The sequence below is a fragment of the Streptomyces sp. NPDC003635 genome, assembly GCF_053587635.1.
Map to the genome: position 1 here is coordinate 17,110 of NZ_JBSFOK010000029.1, position 25,553 is coordinate 42,662.

Genomic DNA, 25,553 nt, shown 5'->3' on the forward strand with positions numbered 1-25,553 from the left:
CATCCGCCACCGGCAAGGGCCTTGACAGGGGAGGATCCGACGCAACAGCCTATGGCAACGTTGTCAGATCACGGGAGCCGCACCCGCAACAGCCGCCGCGCGGCTCCCGAGCACCCCTGGGATTGGACGACTCACCCATGGCCGATCAGCCGTGTCCCTCGCACCACCCCTCCCGACGCGCCGTCGTCGCGACCGGTTCGACCCTGCTGGCCGGCTTCGGCCTCGGCACGGTGTTCTCACCAGCGGCCGACGCCGCGGACCGCACCGCGAGCGCGGCCTCGACCGGCACGTCCGCACTGGCTGAACTCGCCGTCCACCGACCGGTCCGGGTCTCCTCGCAGGCCTACGCGCCCACCCAACCCGAGTTCATCGTGGACACGATCCCCACGCGCGGAGTGCGGGGAACCGGTTGGCGCGCTGAGGCGGGCGATCCGCAATGGGTCGAGGTCGACCTGGAGGCCGACTGCCGCGTCGACCGCATCCGGCTGACCTTCGAAGCCGACGCGAGCGACCCCGTGTTCACGCCGCCCACCAGCGGCAACCCCCGCCAGGGCACCACCGGCAAGGAGATCCTCTCCAGTTACGCGACCGAGTTCGTCGTGGAGACGTCGCGTGACCGCGACTCCTGGACCAGCGCGTACCGCACCACCGCGGGCACCGGCGGCGTCGTCGACATCCCGCTGGCCGCACCCGTCACCGCACGCTGGGTACGGATGACGGCCCGCAGGCGCTCCAGCCCCAACCCGCTGGGCCTCAACGGCTTCGAGGTGTACGGCACCGCCCCGGGACGCCGCCCCGAGGCCACCGGCTGGACCGATTGGGGCACCCACCGCGAGCACCCGCCCGCGCTCGCCGTGACGGACGACGGCACGGTGCCGCTCGAGTCAGGCTGGACCCTCACCCTCGACGACTGGGCGGACGGCGACGGCGCCGCCCTGTCGAGGACCGGCGTGGACACCAGCCGCTGGCTGCCGGCGACCGTACCCGGCACCGTGCTGGGTTCGCTCGTCGAACAGGGCAGGCTGCCCGACCCGGTCGCGGGCCTGAACAACCTGCGCGTTCCCGAGGCCCTGTCCCGGCACTCCTGGTGGTATCGACGGCAGTTCGACCTGCCGCGCGGCCTGCGCACGGGCGCGGGGCGACACGTCTGGCTGGAGTTCGACGGGATCAACCACAAGGCGGAGATCTTCCTCAACGGCCGCGCGGTGGGCGAGGTTACCTCCCCCTTCGCCCGCAGCGCCCACGACGTGACCGGTCTGCTGGCGGAGCGGGGCGACAACGCCCTCGCCGTGCGCGTCTCCCCCATGCCGGTGCCCGGCAGTCCCGGCGACAAGGGACCGCAGGGCGAGGCGTGGGTGGACGCGGGCGCCACCACGATGAATCTCAACTCGCCGACCTATCTGGCCTCTTCGGGCTGGGACTGGATGCCCGCCGTACGCGACCGGGCGGCCGGCATCTGGAACCACGTACGCCTGAGATCGACCGGCCACATCGTGATCGGCGACCCGCGTGTGGACACCGTGCTGCCCGCGCTGCCGGACCTGTCGGTGGCCGAGCTGACCGTGACGGTCCCCGTGCGCAACGCCGACTCCGCCGCCCACGAGGCCACCGTCACCGCCTCGTTCGGCGACGTCCGCGTCTCCCGTACGGTCACCGTCCCGGCCCGCTCTGACATCGATGTCATCTTCACGCCGGGCGCGTTCGACGCCCTGCGGGTCGACGACCCCGAGCTGTGGTGGCCCAACGGCCTGGGCGAGCCCGCGCTGCACGACCTCACGCTCGTCGCCCGCACCGGTGGCGCGGAGAGCGACCGGCGCACCACCCGTTTCGGCATACGGCAGTTCGGCTACGCGTACGACACCCCGCTGAAGTTCACCCCGTCCTCCGACGCCTGCACGCAGACCGTCCAGCTCGGCGCCCAGCGCGCACGCCACGTCCGCGTCCGCTGTCTGACCCGGGCCACCGGCTGGGGCAGTTCCCTGTGGACGCTGGCCGTGTACGACAGCGCCCGTCCCGGCAACGACCTCGCCCTGCACGCCCCGGCCGAGGCCTCCAGCACCGACGAGGACGGCCACGGCCCGGCCAACGCGACCGACGGCGACCCCCGCACCCGCTGGTCCTCCGCCCACGCCGACGACCAGTGGATCCGCGTCGACCTCGGCTCCGTGCAGAGCTTCGACCGGGTCGACCTGACCTGGGAACAGGCCTACGCGCTGACCTTCGTCGTGCAGGTCTCCGAGGACGGCGAGCAGTGGACCGACGCGGCCTCCGTGGACAACACGGCCGTCCCCCTGCCCTTCAACACCGCCGACGCCGCGCTGCGGGTGACCGACTTCGAGGCCCGGACCGCCCGGTACGTCCGTCTGTCCTGCGGGGTCCGCCACACCAGTTGGGGCAACTCCCTGTGGTCGCTGGCCGTCGTGGACAGCGCCAGGCCCGGCACCGATCTCGCCCTTCGCCGGCATGTGACGGCCTCCACCGAGGAGGACGACCACCCGGCCGCGCACGCCACCGACGGCAGCCCCGGCACCCGTTGGTCCTCCGCCTACGAGGACCACCAGTGGATCCAGGTGGACCTCGGCGAGACGCGGACGTTCGACCGCGTCGCCGTCCTGTGGGAGCAGGCGTACCCGAAGACGTACACGATCCAGGTGTCCGACGACGGTGAGAACTGGACCGACGTCACCACCGTCTCCAACACCCCGGACCCATTGAAGATCAGCGTCAACGGCGTGCGGGTGCTGGTGCGCGGCGGCAACTGGGGCTGGGACGAACTGCTGCGCCGGATGCCCGCCGAGCGGATGGAGGCGGCTGTGCGGATGCACCGCGCCATGAACTTCACGATGATCCGCAACTGGGTCGGCAGCAGCAACCGCGAGGAGTTCTACGCCGCTTGCGACCGGCACGGCATCCTGGTGTGGAACGACTTCCCCAACGCCTGGAGCATGGACCCGCCCGACCACGAGGCGTTCCTGTCCGCCGCGCGCGACACCGTGCTGCGCTACCGCATCCACCCCAGCGTGGCGGTGTGGTGCGGCGCCAACGAGGGCAACCCGCCCGCCGCGATCGACCAGGGCATGCGCGAGGCTGTGGAGGGCCAGGCGCCGGGCATCCTGTACCAGAACAACTCGGCCGGCGGCATCGTCACCGGCGGCGGTCCCTACGGCTGGGTCGAGCCGGAACGGTACTTCGACCCGTCGACCTACGGCAGCAAGGACTTCGGCTTCCACACCGAGATCGGCATGCCCGTCGTCTCCACCGCCGCCAGTACCCGCGCAATGGTCGGCGAGGACGGACCCGCGTGGCCGATCGGTGGTGCCTGGTACCACCACGACTGGAGCGAGCGCGGCAACCAGGCACCGCACACCTACAAGGCCGCCATCGAGACCCGCCTCGGCACCGCCCGCGACCTGGACGACTTCACCCGCAAGGCCCAGTTCGTCAACTACGAGAACTTCCGCGCCATGTTCGAGGCCTGGAACGCGCACCTGTGGGACAACGCCAGCGGACTGATGCTCTGGATGTCCCACCCGGCCTGGCACAGCACCGTCTGGCAGACCTACGACTACGACTTCGACGTCAACGGCGCCTACTTCGGCTGCCGAAGCGCCTGCGAGCCACTGCACATCCAGGCGGATCCGGTGAACTGGCAGATCATCGCGGTCAATCACACGCGCCGGGCGCTGCAGGACGCGAGGATCACGGCCGAGACGTACGACCTCACCGGCCGCGGTGTCGCGGCCACCCGGCACGCCCGTGTCGACGTGGCACCGGCGGCCTCGGCCAAGGCGTTCACCGCGGAGTTCACGGACGACCTGCCGGACCTGCATCTGCTGCGGCTGACCCTTCGTGACGAACGTGGCCGGGTGCTCTCCCGCAACACCTACTGGCGGTCCCGCACTCCGGGAGCCCTGCGGGCCCTGAACCAACTCCGACAGGTCCGCCTGTCGGCCTCCCTCACGCAGGTGTCGCGCGACGGGGACTGGCGCGAGGCGACCGCCACGGTGCGCAACCGCGGTTCCGTCGTGGCGGCGATGACCCGGCTCTCCCTGCTCGACCAGAAGGGCGACCGGGTCCTGCCGACGCTCTACGACGACAACTACCTGTGGCTGCTGCCCGGTGAGACACGCACGATCACGCTCTCCTGGCCGGCCCACGCCCTCGCCTCGGGCCGCCCTGTGCTGAGAGCGGAGGGCTACAACACTCCCCCGGTCACAGCGCGGGGGTGAACCTGCCGGGCCACATGTAACCGAGGTCGGCCTCCTTCCCTGTGGAGGAGGCCGACCTCAAGGCCCGCACATACGCCGGACAGCCACACACATTCTTCACCGGTCGGGAAGAGCAACTTGCCCGGAGCACCTGCCAGAGTTGACACTTATCTGCGAGAGGTCCACCGTGTGGGTACCATGCGCAGCGTCACCCGTGTCGAGGGAGGAACAGTGTGACCAGCCAATCAGCCGCCACGCTCCGGTCGCGTTACCTGGAGCAGGCCGCGTCGGACCTGGAGCAGAACCGTCGGCAGCAGCAGGAGTTGACGGAGAAGCTCACCAGGTTGAAGCACGAGGAAGGGCTCCTGGCGGGCATCCTGGACCTCGCCGAGCGGTACGAGGGTTTCTCGGACGCTTCGCGTCTGCCCGAGCAGGCGCAGGACGAGCCCGTCGTGGCGAAGCCCAGGCGGACGCCGTCCGCAGGCGGTTCCAAGCGTTCGGCGTCGGCGAAAACCTCCAAAGCCACGGCGAAGAAGTCCGCTGCCAAGAAGTCACCCCAGCCCCTGCTCGGTGACGTCCTGGCGGACCTGCTCTCCCATTACGAAGAGCCGCGTGCGGCCAAGGAGTTGCGGGACGAACTGCTGCAGAAACACCCCGACCGCAACCCGACCCCGCAGGTCGTGCGGAACACCCTCGAATCCCTGGTCGCCAAGGGGCGCATCGAGCGCCACAAGCAGGATCGCTCAGTCATGTACACCCTGGTGGAGCCGGGCGCGGCCGCCTGACGCCCGCCTCCACCGGAGCACCGCCTAACCTCGCCAGATGTTGTCGAAGGCGGCGTCCTCGACGTCCCTGCGCAGCCGTACGGCCCGCAGCTCCGTCACCGCGTCCCCGACGGCTCCCACCACCTTGGTGACCGCGTCCCCGTCGGGGCTTTCGTGGTGGTCCGACGATGTGTCCTCCATACTCAGGACCGACGTCAGAGCGGCGAGAACGGGCTCGCCCGATGCCTGGCGCTCCGCCGCGCGGCGGCGCTCCGGTGCGTCGGTCGGCACACTGCGCGAGGACCGCGGCCGAAGGCCGCGCGCCCTTGAGGGTTCGAGGAGCCCAGCCCCTTCCAATTCCTTCGCATAGACCCCGGCGAGTCCGCTGCCGCGACGCCACAACCAGTCCTCGACCGTCTCGTAGGGCTCCCGCCCGACGAGCGCGGTGACGGCCTGATCCAGCAGACGGTCGCCTGTCACCGGTTCGGGACCGGGCACCATGCGGTCGCCGTCCAGGGCCAGCGCCCCGGCCGCCAGCAGGTCGATCGCCTCGGCACCGGCCAGCGCCAGGGAGAGGTCGCCCCGCTCCACGGTCCGGTCGGGCGGCAGGCTCAGGGCGACGAGCGCGAGGTCACGTGCGGTGGTCATCGGTCCCTCCTCGTCTCCAGCAGGCGCAGCCATACCTCACTGATGGTAGGAAACGCGGGCACGGCGTGCCACAGACGCTCGACGGGCACTTCGCCGGTGATGGCGACCGTGGCCGAGTGCAGGAGTTCGGCGACCCCCGGCCCGGCGAAGGTGGCACCGACCACGGTCCGGCGGTTCCGGTCGATGACCAAACGTGCCCGGCCCTTGTAGTCGGAACGGTACTGATGGGCGCCGGCGAGCTGACCGATGTCGTAGTCGACGACCTCCACCGCCCGACCCTCGCGCTCCGCGCCGGCGGTAGTCAGCCCCACGGTCGCGATCTCGGGGTCGGTGAAGACCACCCCGGGGACGGCCACGCTGTCGGCGGCCGCGCTGTGCGGTGCCCAGCGTCCGGTGTCGAGAGCCTCGCCCCGGGCCCGCGCACCGATCACGGAACCGGCGATGCGGGCCTGGTACTTGCCCTGGTGGGTGTAGAGCGCCCGGCGGTTGACATCGCCGACGGCGTACAGCCAGTTCCCGGGTATGCCGGTGACGGTCAGAGTGTCGTCGGTGGTGAGCCAGTCGCCCGGTGTCAGCCCCACCGTGTCGAGCCCGATGTCCTCCGAGCGCGGGGCGCGGCCGGTGGCGAAGAGCAGTTCGTCGGCGGGGAGTTCACCGCCGTCCGCCAGGGTGATGCGCAGTTCGCCGTCAGCAAGCCGCTCGGCAGCGACGACCCACGTGTCGAACCGTATGTCCACCCCGGCTTCCCGCAGGCGCTCGGCGACCAGTTCACCCGCGAAGGGCTCCATCCGCGGCAGCAGCACGCCGTCCCGGGCGAGCAGCGTCACCCGGGAGCCCAGGCCCTGCCAGGCGGTGGCCATCTCGACGCCCACCACCCCGGCGCCGACGATCACGAGGCGGCCCGGTGGCCGCCGGGCGCTGGTCGCCTCGCGGCTGGTCCAGGGACGCACGGTCTCGATCCCCGGCACGTCGGGCAGCGCGGCACGGCTGCCGGTGCACACGGCGACGGCGTGCCGGGCCCGCAACCGCACCGTACGACCGTCGGGTGTCTCCACGGACACCTCGCGCTCTGCCACCAGGCGGCCGTGTCCGCGCAGCAGGTCGATGCCGGCCGACTTCAGCCACTCGACCTGACCGTCGTCCGTCCAGCCGGCGGACATGCGGTCGCGATGCGCGAGGACCGCCTCGGCGTCCAGAGGGCTCTCGAGGGCCGGGCCGAGACCTGGAACGTGCAGCGCGTCGGCGCGTGTCAGGACGGGGCGCAGCAGTGCCTTGCTGGGTTCACAGGCCCAGTACGAGCATTCGCCGCCGACGAGCTCACTCTCCACGACGACGGTGCTCAGGCCCGCGGCGGTGGTGCGGTCCGCGACGTTCTCGCCGACCGGTCCCGCACCGATCACGATGACGTCGTAGGTGGCTTCGGTCTCGGTCGTCACGTTTCCTCCGGTAGGCGGGTGGGTGTCGGTGGGACGGTGTCGGTCGGAGGTGGGTCGGCCGGAGGTGGGTCGGTCCCGGCGCGGCAGGGGGTGGCCGCGCCGGGACCGGGTCTCAGCGGCCGGGAGCGCGCTCCGTGACCTCCTGCAGGAACCACTCGTTGCCGTCCACGTCCTTGAAGGCGGCGAAGGTGCCGTAGCTGGCCCGCTCGGGGTGCGGGCCGGCGACGCGGTGCGCGTCGCCCGCGTGATGGAAGGCGCCGGTCTCGTCGCGGAAGGGCCCGGCTACCTCCACGCCACGCGCGGTCAGTTCCTTCTGCGCCTGGACGATGTCGGTGACGGTCAGCTGGAGGCCGTGCAGCGTGCCCGCTTCCTGCTGGGTGAGCCCGGTTCCGAAGATGATGGAGCACTCGGAGCCGGGCGGGGTCACCTGCACGATCCGGTAACCGTCGTTGATCGGGAAGTCTGCGTCGAGGCGCCAGCCGAGCCGCCCCACGTAGAAGCCCACGGCACGGTCCACGTCGGAGACGGGGAGAATGACGACTTCGAGCTTCATGTCCATGGCTGTGTTCTCGCTTTCAATGGTTCGAAACAGGCATACGTGTGAGTCGCCGAGTCCGTCTTCCAGGGGACACGTCACCTGAGAGGGGTCAAGGCCGCCGGGCCGTATCCCGAGAGCGTCACGCTCTGGACCCACAGCCACACCTGTGTGTCGGTGGGCCAGTCCCGGTCCTCGCGGTGTCCTTCTTCGCGGGGCGGCTGCCCGGCGTTGCCGCCGGAGGGGCTCTCCATGTCAGGCCGCGGCGGCCCTGATGGTGACCGGGACGTTGTCGCGCGTCGCCTTGGAGTAGGGGCAGATCTGGTGGGCGGCGTGGGCGAGTTCCTCGGCCGTGGCCTGATCGACACCGCCGAGGACGGGGCTGAGGACCGCGGACAGCGAGAACTCGCCGTCGTCGCCATGCGTGAGCGTGATCTCGGCGGTGATGGTCGTGCTGGTCAGCCGTATCTTGCGGAGCGTGGCAGCGCGGCGGAGGGCACCGAGGAAGCAGGCGGCCCAGCCGGCGGCCAGGAGCTGCTCGGGGTTGGTGGCCGTGCCCGCGCCGCCGAGCTCCTTGGGGAGGGCGAGGCCCGTCTCCAGCAGGCCGTCGGAGGAGCGGACGTGTCCGCCGTTCCGGCCCTCTCCGTCGACGTCCACAACGGCGGTGTAGCTGACTGCCATGGCTGCTGCTCCCCATCTGGGTTGAAAGGTGGTGGGACGCTCCCGACCAGGACTTTCCCATTCGTCACCGGTTGAGGCAGTGACGAAATCATGGCAGTGCGACAGTCACCCGTCAAGCCAGTGACGGAGAAATTGGCCGCCCATGCGGACGCCACCGGGAACGCGACGACGCCGTGGCTTCGGTGAGCCCCTCAGGGCTACCGAAGCCACGGCGTCGTCAGTGCCGGAACGTCTCGCGGGGGCCTACAGCCCCATGTCGAGAGCCAGACACGAGTAGTACTTCCAAGAACCTTCCGGGCTGTACATGGCGTTCGCCCCGCCGCCCGGTTCACCCTCGACCTCTTCGGTCATGTCCTCGAAGCGGATCCGCTCGGGGAGCTTGCCGAACCGTGCGTGCCGAGCCGCGGCAGCGGCGTCGATCGTGAGTCCCTCGTCCATGACCATTCCCCACTTCGCGGATCGTGTGCCACTTGTCGCCTTGGACGCCATCAGAATGACCCAGCTTTCATCACCTGTCAAACCGGTGACTAGCCCCTCCGAGGCGATTAACTCCTCCCCTTGAGGGCGTACATGAACGGGAGCTCCCCATGCCATGTCCCGGACGAGCGCGGGTCATACGGTGATGGTCTTGTACTCGGTGTAGGTGCCGAGGCCGACCGCACCGTACTCCCGGCCGATGCCGCTGGCCTTGAAGCCGCCGAACGGGCCGTCGAAGGCGACGGAGGCGCCGTTGACGGTGACGGTGCCAGTGCGGACCCGCCGGGCGACCGACAGCGCGTGCTCCTCGTCGGCGGACCAGACGCCGCCGGACAGGCCGTACTCGGAGTCGTTGGCGATGCGGACGGCGTCGTCCTCGTCGTCGTAGGCGATGACCACCAGGACCGGTCCGAAGATCTCCTCCTGCGCGATGCGCATGGAGTTGTCGACGTCGGCGAAGACGGTGGGGGTGACGTAATTGCCCTTCTCCAGGCCCTCGGGGATGTGCGGCCCGCCGGCCACCAGGCGGGCGCCCTCCTCGATGCCGAGCTGGATGTAGTTGCGCACCCGCTCCTGCTGGTCGGGGCGGATCATCGGGCCGATGAAGGTGTCGGGGTCGGCCGGGTCGCCGACCTGCAGCGACTCGACCAGTTCCTTCAAGGCGGCCACGACCTCCTCGTAGCGGCTGCGCGGGGCGAGAATCCTGGTCTGGGCGATGCAGGACTCTCCGTTGTTGAGGAGGGAGCCGAACTTCACGCCCGCGACGGCCTTTTCGAGGTCGGCGTCGGGCAGGATGATCGCGGCGGACTTGCCGCCCAGCTCCAGGCTGACCCGCTTGAGCTGCTCACCGGCGATCGCGGCGATGCGGCGCCCGGCCCGGGTCGAGCCGGTGAAGGCGATCTTGTCGACCTCCCGGTGCGAGACCAGGTGTTCGCTGGTCTCCCGGTCCGCGGGCAGCACACTGATCACACCCTCGGGCAGGCCCGTCCGCTCCAGCAGTTCAGCCAGGAAGCCCATGCTCAGGGAGTTCTCCGGGGACACCTTCAGGACGACGGAGTTACCCGCCAGCAGGGCCGGGATGATCTTCGAAGTGGCCGAGGAGAAAGGCGAGTTCCACGGGATCACCGCCGCCACGACCCCGATGGCCTCACGGCGCACCACGCTGCGTACGGGGGAGGCGGGGTCGGAGGGCGCGAGGGTCTCCTCCCAACCGAATTCCTCCGCCGCCTTCAGGTAGGCGTTCGCCTGCCGGGTCAGGCCGGACTGTCCGGCGCGGGTGAACCATCCGGCCGAGCCGTTCTCCAACGAGATCAGGTGTGCGATCTTCTGCGCGTTCTCCTCGCGCAGGCTGTTGAAGCGGCGCAGGAGCGCGATCCGCTCCGCGGGTGGGGTCAGGCGCCACTCCCCCGCCTCGAAGGACGCGCGCGCCGCGGCGACCGCGCGGTCGATGTCCGCCGGCTGCGCCTGCGCGGCGCGGCCGACCACCGACCGGTCGTGCGGCGAGGCGATGTCGAGCAGGTCCGGCCGGCTCGGCTCGACCCAGGAACCGCCGATGAAGAGCCGGTTGTAGGTGATCATGCGCTGTCTCTCTTCCGTGCTCTATTCACTCGGACCCTGCATCCAAGTGTCACATCAATGTAGCAATTGCCTGCGTTAGATGCGCGTAAGCGTGAAGGATGGCCCGCCGTAGCCGCCCTTCAGTCGAATGACCTCGCGCACGTCGGCCATCTCCACCCGCGACAGACCGTCACATGACTGATGTGTGTGCATGTGTCACGGGCGAGAGTGTGGGGCGTCGGCCCACCGGGGCGACAGAGCGCATTACGGAGGTTGTTCACATGATCAACAGGCGTACCTTCAGCAAGGCCGTCGGCCTGGGCACAGGCGCGGCCGCGGTCTCGCTGTCAGGCCTGCCGAGCAGCGCGTTCGCCGCGCCGGACACGGGCGACACACGTGTTCCCACCGTGCCGACCGTCACCCCGGGCACGCACACCGGATTCGCCACGCTCAAGCAGGTCAGGGCAGGGGTCCTCGACATCGGTTACGCCGAGGCCGGGCCCGCCCATGGCCCGGTCGTCATCTGCCTGCACGGCTGGCCCTACGACATCCACAGCTTCGTCGACGTCGCCCCGCTGCTGGCCGGCCTCGGCTACCGGGTCATCGTTCCCTACCTGCGCGGTCACGGAAGCACCCGGTTCCTGTCACGCCGTACGCCCCGCAGCGCCGAGCAGTCCGCCATCACGCTCGACATCATCGCGCTGATGGACGCGCTGAAGATCGACAGGGCCGTGCTGGCCGGCTTCGACTGGGGTTCGCGGACCGCCGACATCATCGCGGCGCTGTGGCCCGAGCGTGTCAAGGCCCTTGTCTCCACCAGCGGTTACCTCATCACCAACCGCAAGGCGCAGCTGGAGCCCGCGAACCCGGCCGTGGAGCGCAACTGGTGGTACCAGTGGTACTTCGCCACCGAGCGCGGCGAGAAGGCCATGGAGCAGGTCGACGAGCGCATCGCGCTGTGCCGGTACGTGTGGACCCTCGTCTCCCCCAACTGGGACTTCGACGACGCCACCTTCCAGCGCACCGCCGAGGCGTTCAAGAACCCCGACTACGCCGCCGTCGTCCTGTACAACTACCGCTGGCGGATCAGCCTGATCGAGGGCGAGCGCCGGTACGACCGCTACGAGAGGCAGCTGGCCGCCCAGCCGCCCATCGACGTCCCGACCATCACCCTCGACCCCGCCCTGGACCCCTTCACCGCGCCCGGCGACGGCTCCTCCTACCGCGGCCACTTCACGGGGCCCTACGAGCACCGCACGATCGCGGACATCGGCCACAACCTCCCGCAGGAGGCTCCCACGACGTTCGCCCAGGCCGTCGTCGACGCCGACCACCTCTGAGTCCGCCCGACCTCCGCCTCGGACGGCTGACACACGTACGGCCGGACAGGAGAAGCATCCCTGCCCGGCCGCGTGTGCGCTCGGAACTCAGAACTCAGGACTCAGGACTCACGCCTCGGCACGCTTCGGCAGCCGCCAGTTCGGCCGCGGGAAGTGGCAGGTGTAGCCGTTGGGGTAGCGCTGGAGGTAGTCCTGGTGCTCCGGCTCGGCCTCCCAGAACTCACCGGCCGGCACGACCTCGGTCACCACGGGCCCCGGCCACAGTCCGGACGCCTCGACGTCGGCGATGGTGTCCTGCGCGACGAGCCGCTGCGTGTCGTCGGCGTAGAAGATCGCCGAACGGTAACTGAGGCCGATGTCGTTGCCCTGCCGGTTGCGCGTGGTCGGGTCGTGGATCTGGAAGAAGTACTCCAGGATCGCCCGGTAGTCGGTGACCTTGGGATCGAAGACGATCTCGATCGCCTCCGCGTGCTTTCCGTGATCGCGGTAGGTGGGACGAGGCTTGTCGTCGTCGCCGCTGTACCCCACCCGGGTGCGCACCACCCCGGGAAGGGACCGGATCAGCTCCTGCATACCCCAGAAGCAGCCGCCGGCCAGCAGCGCCCTCTCCTCGACGTCACTCATGGCGCATCGCCTTTCTCTCCGCGTCTGTCCACGAGGGTCAACCTCGCACACCGGGCTCGAATTCCCGCATCTTCCGTCACCACCTTGACAGGTGATGAGAGGGATGACAAATTCGTCACCATTCAGGGCGGTGACGCGATCTGGTGAAGACCGGCCGTCCGCCCTTACTCGTAGCGCCTGGAAGGGGCATTTTCGTGCTGAGCATCAACGGTGGACGCAAGCGGCTGGTGACAGGTGTGGTCTCGCTGGCCACGGCGGGGCTGGCACTCGGAGCGTTCGCCCTCAGCGGCACCGCCTCCGGCGCGACCAAGACCACCGGCGCCGACCACAGCACCAAGCCGACCATCGTCCTGGAGCACGGCGCCTTCGCCGACGGCTCCAGCTGGAACGGCGTCATCGCCGACCTGCGCGCCGACGGCTACCCGGTCGTCGCCGCCGCCAACCCGCTGCGCGGACCCGCCTCCGACGCCGCTGCCCTGCGCACCCTCCTCGACCACGTCAAGGGCCCGAAAATCCTCGTCGGCCACTCCTACGGCGGCAACGTCATCAGCCAGGCGGCCACCGACGACCCCCAGGTGAAGGCGCTCGTCTACGTCGCCGCCTTCCTCCCCGCACCCGGGGAGACCGCCCTGGAGCTCACCAACAAGTACCCGGGCTCCACCCTCCCCGGCACCCTTGACCCCGTCACCTACCAGCAGGCCGACGGCACCACCGCCACCGACCTGTACATCCAGCAGGACAAGTTCCGCCGGCAGTTCGCCGCCGACGTCCCCGCGCGGCAGGCCGCCCTCATGGCCGCCGCGCAGCGCCCCATCGCTCAGGCCGCGCTGGAGGAGAAGGCCACCACGGCCGCTTGGAAGACCAAGCCGACCTGGGACATCGTCACCACCCGCGACCTCAACATCCCCGCCGCGGTCCAGCGCTTCATGGCCGAGCGGGCCCACGCCCACACCACCGAGGTCGCGGCCTCCCACTCGGTCGCCGTGTCCCACCCGCACCTGGTCGCGGATGTCATCGAGCGAGCCGCCCGGGCCACCGTCCGCTGACCCCCCGGACAGGTCCGGCGCACCGGACGACGCCGCCGCTCGCACCCCGGAGCGGCGGCGTCGCCGTACGGCCTGAGGCCCTTCACCACAGCGGACGTCGGCCGGGCCCGGGCCGGTCTCGCCGACGCACTGGACCCCAGGGGCAGGGCCACAGCCCGGAACCTGCCGGACGCTCTCGACCACGAAGGATGGGGCGAGCCCGTCGACGTCCCACAAGGGCCGCGACTCCCAGGGGCGGCCGCGGCGCGGAGCAGGACGCTGTTCACCGTCATCAAGTCGCCGACGACGAGCGGCACCGCGACGGAACCGTCCCCGGTCACCGGCTCCAGGTCCTGACCCGCCCCGACGCGATCCCGCGCCACCGTGACCCCGGTCCGCGACGCCCAGCCGCCGTGACGGTGCGGCGGCGGCCCTGGGGCGGCACTGGCCGAACCACCGGCCGTCCGTCGTCAGGTCAGTTCGCCAGCCCGTAGAAGCGCATCGGCGAGTTCGGCTCGAAACCGATCCTCGGATACACCGGCGCGCCGGCGACGGTCGCGTGCAGGGTGGCCCTCGTCAGTCCGGTCGCGCGGGCGCCCTCGTACAGCGCCTTTCGGGTGACCGCCTCGCCGTAGCCGCGGCGCTGGTGCTCCGGGTCGGTGGCGACGAGCACGACGAACAAGCGGCCATCGGCCTCGACAGTGGCCGCGCAGGCGACGGGGACGCCGTCGCGTACGGCCAGGAACGCGTAGACCTCCTCCTTCCACAGTGCGGAGCCCTCCAGCCCGTCACGGCCGTCCTCCAGGCTGAGGCCGTACGCGCGGGAGTTGATGTCCGCGTAGGCCCGCAGTTGTCCGTCCGTGGTCACGCGCTCGAAGGTGAGCTCCCGATGACGGGGCTCCGGGATGGGCAGCAGGTCGCCCGCCATACCGGTGCCGGGGAAGGCATGCGCCAGGCCGGACCGCCGTACGGCCTCGTCCAGGACCGCGCGCGCGTCCTGCGCGAGGAGGTCCTCGAAGAGCCACAGAAAGCCCGGCTGCCGCTTGGACCGCATGATGTCCGCCGCCTGACCGAGCCGCTGCTCCAGGAGCCCGGCGTCCGCCCCCACGTCGGTGAGGGTGATCGCGTTCCAGAACGCGAAGCGGCAGTCCGCCCAGCGCACGGCGACACCGGGCAGATCCCGGACGTCCGCGTCCTTGTCCCGGTCGAGCACCATGGCCCGCCACACCGTGGAGAGCTGCCCCACCGATTCGACCGCCGCCGCGAGATCCCTCATCGGCACTCCTCAACTCCTCTTTCTTTCTCGGCACCCGTCCTGCCCAGCACTCTGCTCAGGCGGGCGCGATGCCTGATGGGCGCCGGACTGCACCGCCACGGGCAGCCCGTGCCGCGCCGCGAAGCGGACCGCCGCACGCACGTCCGACTGGCCGGCCGCGCGCACCACCAGGATCGGCCGGAGGCCCCAGGTCCGGGACTCGTTCCGGCCGCCCAGCCATTCGGCTCTCGTGGTGCTCGGTGACAGGGAGAACCGGATGCCCGGTGTGTCGGACAGTCATCCCGATGGTCGAGGAGGACACCCATCACGTCCGGTTCCACAACCACCGTTTCGAGGTCTGCGACGGCGAATGCCGGCGCACAGGCTCTCGGAGAACGCCCCGGCGCTGTCCTCCGAGAGCCGCCGCGGCGTCTCAGCCCGCGGCGACGGTGTCCTTGGCCGCGGGGACGGGGGCGGCGCCGGTGTTCCCGGTCCGGCGGGCCGGCTTGAGGAAGAGGGCGAGGAGGACGCCGACGGCCAGGGTGGGGGCGATCCAGAGGTAGCCGGTGGCCGTGGCGTGGGCGAAGGCGTCCAGCGCGGTGTCGCGCAGTGCGGCGGGCAGGTCGCCGATGGTGTCGGGGCGGGCCGCGTCGAAGCCCCCGCTGGTCGGCAGGTCGTCGGTGCGGTCGGCGAAGCCGGTGTTGAGGAGCGTGCCGAAGACGGCGACCCCGAAGGCGGCGCCGATGGAGCGGGCGAAGGTGACCACCGCGCTGGCGGCACCGAGGTCGGCGGCGGGCACGCTGTTCTGGACGGTGGTCAGCACGACCATGGGCACCATGCCGATGCCGATGCCGGTGATCAGGAAGTATCCGCTGAGCACCAGGGTGCCGGTGGCGGCCCCGATAGTGCCCAGCAGGAGCAGCCCGGCGAGGTTGGCGGCGAGACCCGCGAGCAGGATCGGGCGCAGCCGGTCGGCGTGTGCGGACCAGCGTCCGGCCAGGGACTGGCTGAGGACCAGACCGGCGACGAGGGGCAGCATGTGAACGCCCGAGAGGGTGGCCGAGACCCCTTGCACGATCTGGAGATACGTCGGCAAGTACACCAGGACCGCGAACATGGCGGCGTTCGCGAAGAACCCGATCAGCGAGGAGAAGACCACCGTCCTGGAGGCGAGCATCGCCGGCGGCAGAACGGGGGCGGCGGCGCGGCGCTCGACGGGCACGAGCAGGAGGGCCAGGGCGACGGTGGCGGCGATCAGTCCGATGATGGACGGCGAGCCCCAGCCCCAGCGCTCGCCGAAGGACGTGATCAGGACCAGTCCAGTGGCGATGGCCGCCAGCAGGGTGGCGCCGAGGTAGTCGATACGGGCCTTGGCGCCGCGGGTGGCGGCGGGCAGCGCCCGCGCCGCTATGGCCAGGGCGACGAAGCCGACGGGCAGGTTGATCAGGAAGGCCCACCGCCAGGACAGCTGGTCGGTGAAGACACCGCCCAGCAGCGGTCCGACGATGCTGGCGACGCCGTACACCGATCCGAACAGGCCCTGGTAGCGGCCCCGTTCGCTCGGCGCGACGATGTCGCCGACCAGGGCGAAGGTCAGCACGATCATGCCGCCGCCGCCCACTCCCTGGAGCACCCGGGCGCCGATCAGCTCGGGAAGGTTCTGTGCCAGGCCGCAGGCGACCGAGGCCACCAGGAAGATCGTGGTCGCGGCCAGGTAGAGCCGCTTGCGGCCGAACATGTCGCCGAGCTTGCCCCACAGCGGTGTCACCGCCGTGGACGCGAGCAGATAGGCGGCGCTGACCCAGGCGATGTCGTCGAACCCGTTCAGGTCCTGCGCTATGCGGGGCAGCGCGGTCGACACGATGGTCTGATCCAGGGCCGCGAGCAGGACCGCGAGGATCAGCGCGCTCATCGCCGCGGCGACACCGCCCTCCCGGGGTGAGGGGGACTGTGACTTCGGCATCGGAACTTGCCTTTCGCTTGGCACTTCCAGAATTATCTGTCACTTCAATGTAGCATTTAGATGCCAGATCTCTACATCCATGAGGTGCTAGTTGTCTCAGAGGTCACAGAGCGGGCTAGACTGCCTGCCGTGAGAGCCGACGCCGTACGCAATCTGGAAGCCGTGCTGACCACCGGAGCCCGCATGCTCGCCACCGATCCCGGCGCGAGCATCGCGAGCATCGCCGCCGAGGCCGGCGTGGACCGGCGCACCGTCTACCGACGCTTCGCCTCGCGCGAAGAACTCCTCGCCGCCATCTACGAGTCCCGGCTGACAGCCATCGAAGAGGCCATCGAGGACGCACGGCTGCGCGAGGCCCCCGTCGCCGTCGCCCTGCACCGCTACGTCGAGAACATCATCGCGGTCAACCGCAGATGGCCCGTCGACCTCGCCCGCATGCTCGCCGACGACACCGTCCGCCAACGCCGGGACGCGTCCGCCCACGAGGTCGACGTCTTCCTCGAACGCGCCACCGAAGAGGGATTGCTGCGCCCCGGACTGCCCGAGGGCTGGGCGAGCGCGCTGCTGCCCCAGCTCATGCACCTGGTGTCCGGGCGGCTGCCCGAACTGAGCCCCGCGCGGGCCGCGGACGTCGTGGTCGACACCCTGCTGAACGGTCTCGGAGCACCCTGACACGACGACACCCTCGGAAACACATGGCCATGCTCACACCAGCATGGTCGGGATTCCACGGCACATGTGTCGAGCTGCGGGTCGTCGCCCGGCCATACCCTGGGAAGTGCGAGCAACAAGAACCTTTTCGGCCACCCCGCGTGACGAGGTCACCCGAGCCGTCTACTCTCCTCGTGTGAGGTCCGAGGTGTGAGGCGGGCGGTGGGTGGCGGCACGTCACAACCGGCCCCCGCTCCCACCCGGAGCCCGCTCCGCACCCGCAGGTGACGGGCCGGACACCGGCCGCGCAACCATGATGCGGCGGAGCGACGTAACCTCGCTCTTGCGCCTCAGCGGGGAAGACAGTGGGGGAAGTATGGAGTCCGTCGTCGGGACCATGTTCGGCCGCGCACGCGAACAGGAAGTGCTGTCCGAGTTCGTGACGGCCCCTGAAGGACGGGCACTCGTGCTGCGGGGCGAGACAGGCGTCGGCAAGAGCGCCCTGCTGGACCATGCGGCCGGGCTGGCGGCCCGCGAGAACCACCGGGTGATACGCGCGGCCGGTGTCGAGGCCGAGACAGAGCTCCCGTTCGCCGGGCTGCACCAGTTCCTGTATCCGCTGCTGTCCCACGTCGACCGCCTGGACGACGTGCACCGGCGGGTTTTCGACGTCGTCTTCGGAAGGAACGAGAGCACACCCCCGTCGGTCATGACCCTCGGCATCGCCGTGTTGGACCTGCTCTCGCTCGCCGCGTCGCAGAAACCCCTGTTCCTGGTCCTCGACGACGGCCAGTGGCTGGACTCCTCCAGCACCGAGGTGTGCGGATTCGTCGGGCGCCGGCTCACCGGCAGTTCCGTGCGGCTCATCGTCGGCCTGCGCTCCGACATACCCTCGGGCTTCGACACCGCCGCCCTGTCCGTGCTGCCCGTGACCACACTGGACGAGAAGGCATCCGAGCAGCTCCTCGACCTGCGCCACCCCGGCCTCGACGCCAGGATCCGCCGGCTGGTCCTGGACGAGGCGCAGGGAAACCCGCTGGCCCTGCTGGAACTTCCGCCCTACGTCGAGCGGGCGGGTCTGCACTCGGCCGAGAGCGTCGGGTACACCGGCGTCCCGCTGCCCTTGCGACTTCAGCAGGTGTACGGCTCCCGCATCGGGGCTCTCGGCGACGCCCTGCGCGCCGAGTTGCTGCGCGGCGCCCTGGACGGCGTCGAGGCGGGTACGGCGGCGGGCGGCAGCCGTGGCACGCGCTACCGGATGCGGGACGCGGACGAGGCGGTGGCGGCCGGCCTGTTGGACATCGACCCGCTCAGTGGCGCCTTCGTCTTCCGGCATCCTCTGGTGCGGTCGACCGCGGTCCAGCTGGCCACCCCGAACGAGCGGCGGGCGGCACACGCGGCTCTCGCCCAGGTCCACCGGGACGACGTGGAGCGTCGGGCCACCCACCTCGCCGCCTCGGTGGTCGACCCCGACGAGGAAGTCGCGCTCGCGCTGGAGGCCGCCGCGGAGTCCGCCACCCGACGGGGCGGCGCGGTGGCCGCCGTGGCCTGGCTGACCCGGGCCGCGGAGCTGAGCGGGCGGCACGAGGACCGCTCCCGAAGGCTCGGTGACGCGGCCTTCGTCGCCGGCCACACCGGCCGCCTCGACCGGGCCCGGCAACTGCTCCGCTCCGACACCGCGTCCGGGCCGGGCGACTCCCCGGCCGCGGTGGTCGCCTCGGCCTATGCCGCGCTGTACGAGGACGGGGACGTACGGTCCTCGCAGCACTTGGTGCGGGCGGCGATCGAGAGCATCCGGGACAGTGGCGCGGAAGAGCCGAGCGAGGTGCTGACCCGGCTGGTCAACCTGCTCCTGGCCATCAACCAGTACGCGAGCGACGAGACGTCCTGGCAGCGGACGCATGAGCTGCTCGACTCACTGGGCGACCTGGTGCCGCCGTACTCCCGCATCTACCAGGACTCCTGGAGCGATGTGGTGCGGCGCGGGACCGGCGTCCGTGAGCGGGTGGAGCGGGCGTTCGCCGACCTGCGCGTGCTCGAACCGTGGGACATCAGCCGGCTGAGCGTCGCCGCCTACCACGTCGACACCCTCAGCCAGTACCGGCCCCATCTGCAGCGGACCGTGGACCGGGAAGTGGAGACCGGGGCCATGGCGCCGGGCATGACGATGCTGCATCTGATCATGCTCGACCAGATCGCGGTCGGTGAGTGGGCAGAGGCCGAACGCACCGGGCAGCGCGGCCTGGAGCTGATGACGTCGTACCGCCACGACCTGTTCGCGCACCACAGCCGGGCGTACCTGGGCCTGCTCGCCGCCCTGCGCGGCGACACCGACCGGGCACGCGAGTTCCAGGCCTCCGTCGACGCCTGGGCCCGGCCCCGCGGCATCGGCTTCCTCACCCAGATCGCCGACGCCATCGGCACCACCGCCGCCCTCAACGACGGCGACTACGAGGCCGCCTACCTGCACGCCATCGGCATCACACCTCCCGGCACCTTCCAGCCGTGCACCCACCAGGCCCCCCGCACCCTGCTCGACCTCGTCGAGGCGGCCCTCCACACCGGCCGCGCCGAGCAGGCCCGCGCGCACGCCCTCGCCGCCCAGCACGCCCGGCTCCCGGACATCTCTCCCCGCCTCGCCCTGGTCACGTACGGCGCCCTGGCCATGACCGCCACCGACCCCGGGGAGGCGGACAGCATGTACCGCAGGGCCGAGACACACCCCGGCGCCGCCGGCTTCCCCTTCGAACTCGCCCGCATCCGCCTCGCCCACGGCATCCGCCTGCGGCACACCCAGGGCCGTAAAGCCGCTCGGCACACGCTCATGATCGCCGCTGAGACCTTCGAACGGCTCGGCACCCCCGCGTGGACCGAACGAGCCCGGGCCGAACTCCTCACCGCAGGCTCCTCCGCCCCCGCCTCCTCGGCGGACCCCACCGCGCTGACCTGGCAGGAGCGTCGGATCGCGGATCTCGCCGCCGGCGGCCTCACCAACAAGGAGATCGGCGACCGGATGCACCTGTCGCCGCGCACGGTCAGCTCCCACCTCTACCGCGTGTTTCCCAAACTGGGCATCACCTCTCGCGCCGCCCTGCGCGACGCGCTGGGCAGGCTGCCGAGCGATCAGGACAGGTGAGGCCGGATGCCGCGCTCGTCGAGCCAGCCGAGCACATAGTCGGCCACGAAGCGCCATCCGCTGTCCGTCACCAGTGAGTGGGCACGGTCCGCGAACTGCTTGAGGTCAGTCACGGCCGTGGAGTCGCCGTACCGCTTGTAGGCCGCGCGCGTCACGGCGTCGGGCACGACGCGGTCCTCCTGACCCGAGATCAACAGCAGCGGTCCACGCCGCACGTTGCCGGTGTCCGCCGCCGCGAGCGGGCTGCGCTCCGCTCCCCCGCATCCGAGGTCGGCGAGCAGCCGGCGCGGTGCCGGTATCGCGTAGCGCTCGAAGAGCCGGCCCGCCTCCTCGGGCCCGACGGTGTTGGCGACGACGTGCCGGAACTGCTCCGGGGACAGGGACACCAGCGGGTCGGTGCCCTCGCCCGGGCCGGGCGTCGACAGCGGAACGGGGGGCGCGGGCCGGGGGACGTCGTTGATCGGGGCGGGCGCGATCGCCACCGCGGCCCGGCCCACATCGGCGCCGATGAGATGCTGCGCGATGAGCCCGCCGACGGAGTGACCGACGAGCACCGGCGAAACGTCGAACGACCGCACGATGCCGGCGTAGTGCTCCGTCAGCGTGTCCAGGCCGAGCCCGCCGAGCGGCCCGGGGGACATGCGCGTCTCGCGGGCGGACGCGGCCTCCCCGGGCCAGCCGGGGGCGACGGTGAGGAACCCCCGGCTCGCGAACCGCTCCGCCCATGCCTCCCAGGACAGCGCGTGCAGCCACGCGCCATGGATGAAGACGACGGGAGTACGGTTCACGGCTGGTTCCTCCGAGCATCACGACCACCCGGCACCGGCACGCGGGCGATGGGTTCAGCATCGTCGAGGCGTGAGCCGGGGACGACAGTCGAATGACTGAATGTCGAAGACCCCGCCCCGCGCGTGCGCGGGCTCCGGCCCGCCCCGAACGCCTCCACCTCACGGGCCCCGGGGAGGGGCAACTGCAACTGCCCGCAAACCGGCGACCGGGCACGGTGATCACCCTGAAGCCAGGTGGGACGGGACAGTCACCGCCCGGCCGACTCGACCTGACCTTGGACATCGAGCGCGTGCTCGGCGTCCGCGCGCGGCAGCCCGTCCGCGCGGAGTTCCGGTTCCATCCGGGATCCCCCTTGATCGTGAGCGTGGTGCTCCTCGTCGAGGGAGGCCCCCGGGTCCTGTGGCGGATCGGCCGTGACCTGCTGCAGCAGGGGCTGTACTCGATCAGTGGCCTCGGCGACGTCCGGGTGTGGCCCTCGCGCCTGGAGGACGGCGCCACGGCGCGGCTTCAGCCGGCCGCGGGCGACATGGCGGCCCTCTTCGAACTGCCCGTGCCGCCGCTGGCGCGGTGGCTGGAGCGCACGTATGACCTCGTCCCCGCGGGACAGGAACTCGCCGGCGTCGACTGGGACGTCGCCACCGCGGACCTGCTCCCCGCCCAGGGAGCGCCGTCCGACTGACGCCACGGGAACGCACCCCACGGGGCGGGTTGCGTCCTTCGCTCCCCGGCCGATCACGCGTGACCGTCGACCGATCCTGCGTGACCACCGACCGCGGACCACCACACGGCCGTCTGAGCCGTGGCCTCCGACACTGCGGCAAGCCGCTCGTAGTCCAGGGTGCCCGGACGGTCCGTCGACCGGTGGTAGTGCGGATTACGGAAGTTGGCGGTGTCCGTGAGCATGAGCGCGGGGACCCCGCGGTTCCAGAACGGTGCGTGGTCGCTGCGCCCCAGGTGGTTGGCAGGCGGCACGGCCAGTCCGACCAGCAGACCGAGCAGACCGTCCGGCCGTCGGTCCCGCAGCAGCAGACCCGGCACGGCCGGGGACGCCGCGGCGGCGGCCCGCTGCCACACCTCGGCCGCCGGGGCGGAGGAGCGGCGGTGCACCACGAGGGTGAAGTCACCCCGTGATCCGCGGGCGCGGGTCATGGCAGACGCCTGGGGGAAGACCCGGTCGAAACCGACGGGAAGGCGCTGCGTGCCCGGGGTGTCGTCGAAGTAGCCGACCGATTCCAGGCAGATCATTCCGCGTACACGGCCGTCCCGGCCCAGCTCGCGGGCGACTTGACGCGCGCCGATCAGTCCGAGCTCCTCCATGTCGAACACGGCGAGCACGACGTGCGGGGCCGTGGGCACCGTGGCCAGCAGCCGTGCCGTCTCCAGAAGCGCCGCCACGCCTGAGGCGTTGTCGTCCGCGCCCGGACTGCCGCTGACGCTGTCCAGGTGCGCACCCACCACGACGACCGGCCCCGCGCCGGAACCGGGCAGCGAGCCGATGAGATTCGCCCCCGACAGGCGCCGGTGCAGCCGCGGTGTGAGGGCGAGGCCCCGATGGCCGTGCCGGTCCGTGCAGCCGATCCGCCATCGGACGTCGAACGGTCGCCGTTCCACCCGCCAGCCCGCGGCCGCCAGTTCGTCACGAACGTACTCCTCGGCATGCTCCATCGCCCGGGGCGCCCGCCGTCGGCTGCGTGGCTCGGCGGCGAGGAACTCCACGTGCCGCCGCAGCCGGCCGGCTTCGGCACGCGGCCCCGGCCAGGGTGCCGGTGTCGGATCGCCGGTCATGAGCGGCTCCGGGTCGCGCCGCGGTGAGGACCTCGCAGTCGGCCGCCCGGGCGCCTTCGAGGGCGCTCAGGAGGGCGGTCGCCGGTGCGGTGATCCTGCGGGCGCCGAGGTCGATCCACGCCCCGAGGGTACGCGCGACGGCGGCTTCGGTCGCGCCCTCCCGCGCAGGGTTACGCGGCGAACCCGATGTTCGTGACGTACTCGTACTGACCCCACTCCGAGCCGAGATCCACCGTGGCGTCGCTGACCCACGCCTCGTCCAGCGCCGCGTCGTCGGCGGCGGCCCACGCCTGGACGATCCGGTCCCAGTGGCGGACGTTCAGGGTGCGGAAGGACACCACGCGCTGACGGGGGCGATCGACCTGGGACTGGTTGAGCGGGTGGAACTCGACGCGGGTGCCGCGGCCCTCGCGGTTGAGGCGGGCCAGCAGGTACCGGGCCACGTTGTTGCGGCGCACCGTGCGGTACGCGGTCTCGATGTTCTGCAGGTTCTTCCTCGACGGGCTGCGCTTTCCGTCCAGCCACGCCTTCACGGTGCGGTCGGTGACCGTGAGGCCGGACTCGCGGGCCGCGGCGCGGGCGTGGTCGGTGCGGGTGAGGTAGTGCAGACGGGCGAGGAGGCCACGGCGGGTGGTGACCGGGGTCGCGATGAATCCGGCGAGTGTGTCGAGTTGGCGGGCCACCGCCTCATGTCCCCGGATGCCACGAGCGCCGTACTTGCCGAACTCGAGGTTCCTCTCCGGCATGTGTCTCTCCTCGCTCTGCGGCAAACCGGCGCGCCCTCACGGGTGTCGTCCCTTGCAACGCACGCCGATGCTAACGGATTCGGGGCGCCGGACGGCGGTGTGCGGTCGCCCGACGTGTGACACCTCAGTCGGTGCTCTCCGCCCCGACCGAGTACACGTCCTTGATCTTCACCTCCGTGACCGCGCGGCCCTCGGAGAACACCCCGCGCCAGTCGCCGACGACGTGGAGTTCGTCGGTGCCCATCACGCGGACCACCATCAGGCCTTCGTCGTAGGCGCGGTGCGCCTTCCACCACAGGTTCGCGAACGCCTGGGAGCGGATCAGGTGCATCCAGTCGGTGCGGTACAGCTCCCGGTTGTAGTTCGACTCCCCCAGCGTGGAGACGAACTTCGAGTACATGGCCTTCACGTACTCCCCCGTCACCTCGTCGTCCTCGGTGATCGCCCGGTCCCTGGCCTCCTTCAGCGCGACCCGGAACTTCTCCAGCAGGCCCTCCGTGGCTCCCGACGTCCAGGACTCGTGGATCACCGGCGGGTCGCACAGGCCGTACTTCGGGCCCGAGATCCGCAGCAGCAGGCGCAGGGTCGGTTCGGTCACCCACAGCGGGCCCGGCTCGTCCCGGCTGCCGATCGGGTTCGGAAGGTAGGCGTCGTGCTCCCAGTCGGGCGGGGTGATCAGGTGGACGCCGGCGCGGCGGCGGTCGTGGTGGTCGCCGGTGGAGTGCTCCAACTGGCCCAGCGGCAGGTGGGTCTTGAGTGCGCTGAGATAGGCGCCGTTGATGTCGAGTGCGGTGACCTCGTGCTCGCCGGCCGGCAGTTCGGGCCGTGCCCACTTGGGTCGGGCCTCCCAGATCTCGTCGGCGCCCCGCGAGGACTGCTTGCGCAAGATGTCCGGCAGCCACGGGTGCGCGACCACCTCGTACCGGCCGCCCTTGCGCGTGTGGTCCAGCAACGCCATGGCGTCCGGGATCGCCCGCCTCACCAGTGCGTTGGTGGCCGCCTCGACGTCACCGGAGTGCTCGGCGAGCGCGGCGGCGACCGCGGATCCGATCAGGTCCGGTGTGTCGGCGGTCTTCAGACGGCGGCCCACGGGCACGACCTTCACGCCGCCACCCGCTTCCTCCTGCCGGGCGACCCCGCGGGACTCGGGCCGTTCCGCGTCCGCACGCTCGCCCACGTCGGCGGCCTGGCACTCGGTGGGATCCAGGTGCTGCGGGAATCCGGCGACCTGGTGACGGGCGGGCTGCCCGCAGAGCACACACGGCTGGGGCGCGGCGAGTACGTCGACGTCGTCGTCGCCGTGTTCCGGCTCGGCGTCCGGGTGATCGGCCTCCGCGCGACCGGTGTCCTCCGGCTCCTCGGCCGAAGCCGCCTCGTCGGCCAGTTTGGTCCGCGCCCCCTCAAGGAAGTACGCGTACTTCTCGCGCACTTCGCCGCTCGGGTCCCGGCCGGACTCCCACCCCCCGACCGTGGAAGGGCTGACGCCCAGGACCTGCGCGAGCTGCACCCGCGAGAGGTTCAACTCCTCGCGCAGGGTGCGCCGCTCCTCGGCGGGCGGCAGCGGGACCTCCTTCCTGGCCCCGGCGAGCAGCGCGTCGATCGCTCCGAAGTCCGTCAACACGCACCTCCCTCGATCGCGGCGGGACGGTGAGCGGCGGCCCGGCGGCCCAAAACGCGGCGGCGCGCGGTGGGCAGTGCCTCGGTGGCCCGGGTAGGCCCCGCCAGGAGTTCGAGGACGTCGATGCCGTAGTACTCGGCCACGGCCTCGCAGTCGGCCAGACTCCAGGACGCCGTACCGGACTGACGGCGGCTCACCTGGGCCTGGCTCACTCCCAGGGCGGCGGCGAGGTCGGTCTGCGAGTCACCGGCCGCGTGCAGCAGCGCCGCCACCGCCGATCGCACCCGCTCCTCAAGATCCATACCCATGGCGCCG

The 25,553-nt window shown here is 71.1% G+C and carries 21 protein-coding genes; 7 read left to right on the top strand and 14 right to left on the bottom strand.

What is annotated here, in order from left to right:
- Positions 1-137 precede the first annotated feature (137 nt).
- Both ACWDRW_RS25080 and ACWDRW_RS25085 read left to right on the top strand, forming a co-directional pair.
- Entirely contained in the window at positions 138-4,229 is a 4,092-nt protein-coding gene (locus tag ACWDRW_RS25080; protein ID WP_451726282.1) for a discoidin domain-containing protein, read from the top strand.
- Positions 4,230-4,441: 212 nt separating this feature from the next.
- A complete protein-coding gene (locus ACWDRW_RS25085; RefSeq protein WP_451726283.1) occupies positions 4,442-4,993 on the top strand; it encodes a hypothetical protein in 552 nt (183 codons plus the stop codon).
- A gap of 24 nt (positions 4,994-5,017) precedes the next feature.
- Here ACWDRW_RS25085 and ACWDRW_RS25090 read toward each other — a convergent pair whose 3' ends face one another.
- From ACWDRW_RS25090 to ACWDRW_RS25115, 6 genes are all read right to left on the bottom strand, one after another.
- Positions 5,018-5,620 (bottom strand): GPP34 family phosphoprotein, encoded by a 603-nt coding sequence (locus tag ACWDRW_RS25090; protein ID WP_451726284.1) that lies wholly within the window; start codon positions 5,618-5,620, stop codon positions 5,018-5,020.
- On the bottom strand, positions 5,617-7,056 hold the full coding sequence (locus tag ACWDRW_RS25095; protein ID WP_451726285.1) for a dihydrolipoyl dehydrogenase family protein: 1,440 nt from the start codon (positions 7,054-7,056) through the stop codon (positions 5,617-5,619). The genes ACWDRW_RS25090 and ACWDRW_RS25095 overlap by 4 nt, the downstream gene beginning before the upstream one ends.
- 112 nt (positions 7,057-7,168) lie before the next feature.
- Positions 7,169-7,615: a VOC family protein gene (locus ACWDRW_RS25100; RefSeq protein WP_451726286.1), complete on the bottom strand. Its 447-nt coding sequence runs from the start codon at positions 7,613-7,615 to the stop codon at positions 7,169-7,171.
- A gap of 231 nt (positions 7,616-7,846) precedes the next feature.
- Positions 7,847-8,272: an organic hydroperoxide resistance protein gene (locus tag ACWDRW_RS25105; protein ID WP_451726287.1), complete on the bottom strand. Its 426-nt coding sequence runs from the start codon at positions 8,270-8,272 to the stop codon at positions 7,847-7,849.
- A gap of 243 nt (positions 8,273-8,515) precedes the next feature.
- Positions 8,516-8,710: a hypothetical protein gene (locus ACWDRW_RS25110; protein ID WP_451726288.1), complete on the bottom strand. Its 195-nt coding sequence runs from the start codon at positions 8,708-8,710 to the stop codon at positions 8,516-8,518.
- A gap of 174 nt (positions 8,711-8,884) precedes the next feature.
- Positions 8,885-10,327: an aldehyde dehydrogenase gene (locus ACWDRW_RS25115; protein ID WP_451726289.1), complete on the bottom strand. Its 1,443-nt coding sequence runs from the start codon at positions 10,325-10,327 to the stop codon at positions 8,885-8,887.
- Between the two features lie 260 nt (positions 10,328-10,587).
- Between ACWDRW_RS25115 and ACWDRW_RS25120 the strand changes: the two genes are divergently transcribed.
- Entirely contained in the window at positions 10,588-11,646 is a 1,059-nt protein-coding gene (locus tag ACWDRW_RS25120) for an alpha/beta fold hydrolase (RefSeq protein WP_451726290.1), read from the top strand.
- Positions 11,647-11,754: 108 nt separating this feature from the next.
- Here the strand turns inward: ACWDRW_RS25120 and msrA are convergent, their stop codons facing one another.
- On the bottom strand, positions 11,755-12,270 hold the full coding sequence (gene msrA, locus ACWDRW_RS25125) for a peptide-methionine (S)-S-oxide reductase MsrA (protein WP_451726291.1): 516 nt from the start codon (positions 12,268-12,270) through the stop codon (positions 11,755-11,757).
- Positions 12,271-12,464: 194 nt separating this feature from the next.
- On the opposite strand from msrA, the gene ACWDRW_RS25130 reads away from it, so the two are divergent.
- Positions 12,465-13,316, top strand: coding sequence for an alpha/beta fold hydrolase (locus tag ACWDRW_RS25130; protein WP_451726292.1), 852 nt, complete (start codon positions 12,465-12,467; stop codon positions 13,314-13,316).
- A gap of 454 nt (positions 13,317-13,770) precedes the next feature.
- On the opposite strand, the gene ACWDRW_RS25135 is transcribed toward ACWDRW_RS25130, so the two are convergent.
- The gene (locus ACWDRW_RS25135) at positions 13,771-14,571 is read right to left on the bottom strand and encodes a GNAT family N-acetyltransferase (protein ID WP_451726293.1); all 801 of its coding nucleotides are present in this window, start codon (positions 14,569-14,571) and stop codon (positions 13,771-13,773) included.
- Between the two features lie 412 nt (positions 14,572-14,983).
- A complete protein-coding gene (locus ACWDRW_RS25140) occupies positions 14,984-16,513 on the bottom strand; it encodes an MDR family MFS transporter (RefSeq protein ID WP_451726294.1) in 1,530 nt (509 codons plus the stop codon).
- Positions 16,514-16,696: 183 nt separating this feature from the next.
- Here ACWDRW_RS25140 and ACWDRW_RS25145 point away from each other — a divergent pair, with 183 nt between their 5' ends.
- Both ACWDRW_RS25145 and ACWDRW_RS25150 read left to right on the top strand, forming a co-directional pair.
- A complete protein-coding gene (locus tag ACWDRW_RS25145; protein WP_451726361.1) occupies positions 16,697-17,185 on the top strand; it encodes a TetR/AcrR family transcriptional regulator in 489 nt (162 codons plus the stop codon).
- Positions 17,186-17,540: 355 nt separating this feature from the next.
- Entirely contained in the window at positions 17,541-20,300 is a 2,760-nt protein-coding gene (locus tag ACWDRW_RS25150; RefSeq protein WP_451726295.1) for a helix-turn-helix transcriptional regulator, read from the top strand.
- Here the strand turns inward: ACWDRW_RS25150 and ACWDRW_RS25155 are convergent.
- Positions 20,288-21,088, bottom strand: coding sequence for an alpha/beta hydrolase (locus ACWDRW_RS25155; protein ID WP_451726296.1), 801 nt, complete (start codon positions 21,086-21,088; stop codon positions 20,288-20,290). The genes ACWDRW_RS25150 and ACWDRW_RS25155 overlap by 13 nt on opposite strands.
- A gap of 359 nt (positions 21,089-21,447) precedes the next feature.
- Between ACWDRW_RS25155 and ACWDRW_RS25160 the strand changes: the two genes are divergently transcribed.
- Entirely contained in the window at positions 21,448-21,768 is a 321-nt protein-coding gene (locus ACWDRW_RS25160; protein ID WP_451726297.1) for an SsgA family sporulation/cell division regulator, read from the top strand.
- A 53-nt stretch (positions 21,769-21,821) separates the two neighbouring features.
- Here ACWDRW_RS25160 and ACWDRW_RS25165 read toward each other — a convergent pair whose 3' ends face one another.
- The 4 genes from ACWDRW_RS25165 to ACWDRW_RS25180 all read right to left on the bottom strand — a co-directional run bounded on the left by ACWDRW_RS25165 (position 21,822) and on the right by ACWDRW_RS25180 (position 25,546).
- Complete coding sequence (locus tag ACWDRW_RS25165; RefSeq protein WP_451726298.1) at positions 21,822-22,874, bottom strand: M28 family peptidase; 1,053 nt, start codon at positions 22,872-22,874, stop codon at positions 21,822-21,824.
- Between the two features lie 170 nt (positions 22,875-23,044).
- A complete protein-coding gene (locus tag ACWDRW_RS25170) occupies positions 23,045-23,620 on the bottom strand; it encodes a transcriptional regulator (protein WP_451726299.1) in 576 nt (191 codons plus the stop codon).
- 124 nt (positions 23,621-23,744) lie between these two features.
- Positions 23,745-25,238, bottom strand: a complete 1,494-nt coding sequence (locus ACWDRW_RS25175; protein ID WP_451726300.1) for a helix-turn-helix domain-containing protein — start codon at positions 25,236-25,238, stop codon at positions 23,745-23,747.
- Positions 25,235-25,546 carry a helix-turn-helix domain-containing protein gene (locus tag ACWDRW_RS25180; RefSeq protein WP_451726301.1) on the bottom strand — a complete coding sequence of 104 codons (312 nt, stop codon included), beginning with the start codon at positions 25,544-25,546 and terminating at the stop codon, positions 25,235-25,237. Before ACWDRW_RS25180 ends, ACWDRW_RS25175 begins: the two co-directional genes overlap by 4 nt.
- Positions 25,547-25,553: the final 7 nt, after the last annotated feature.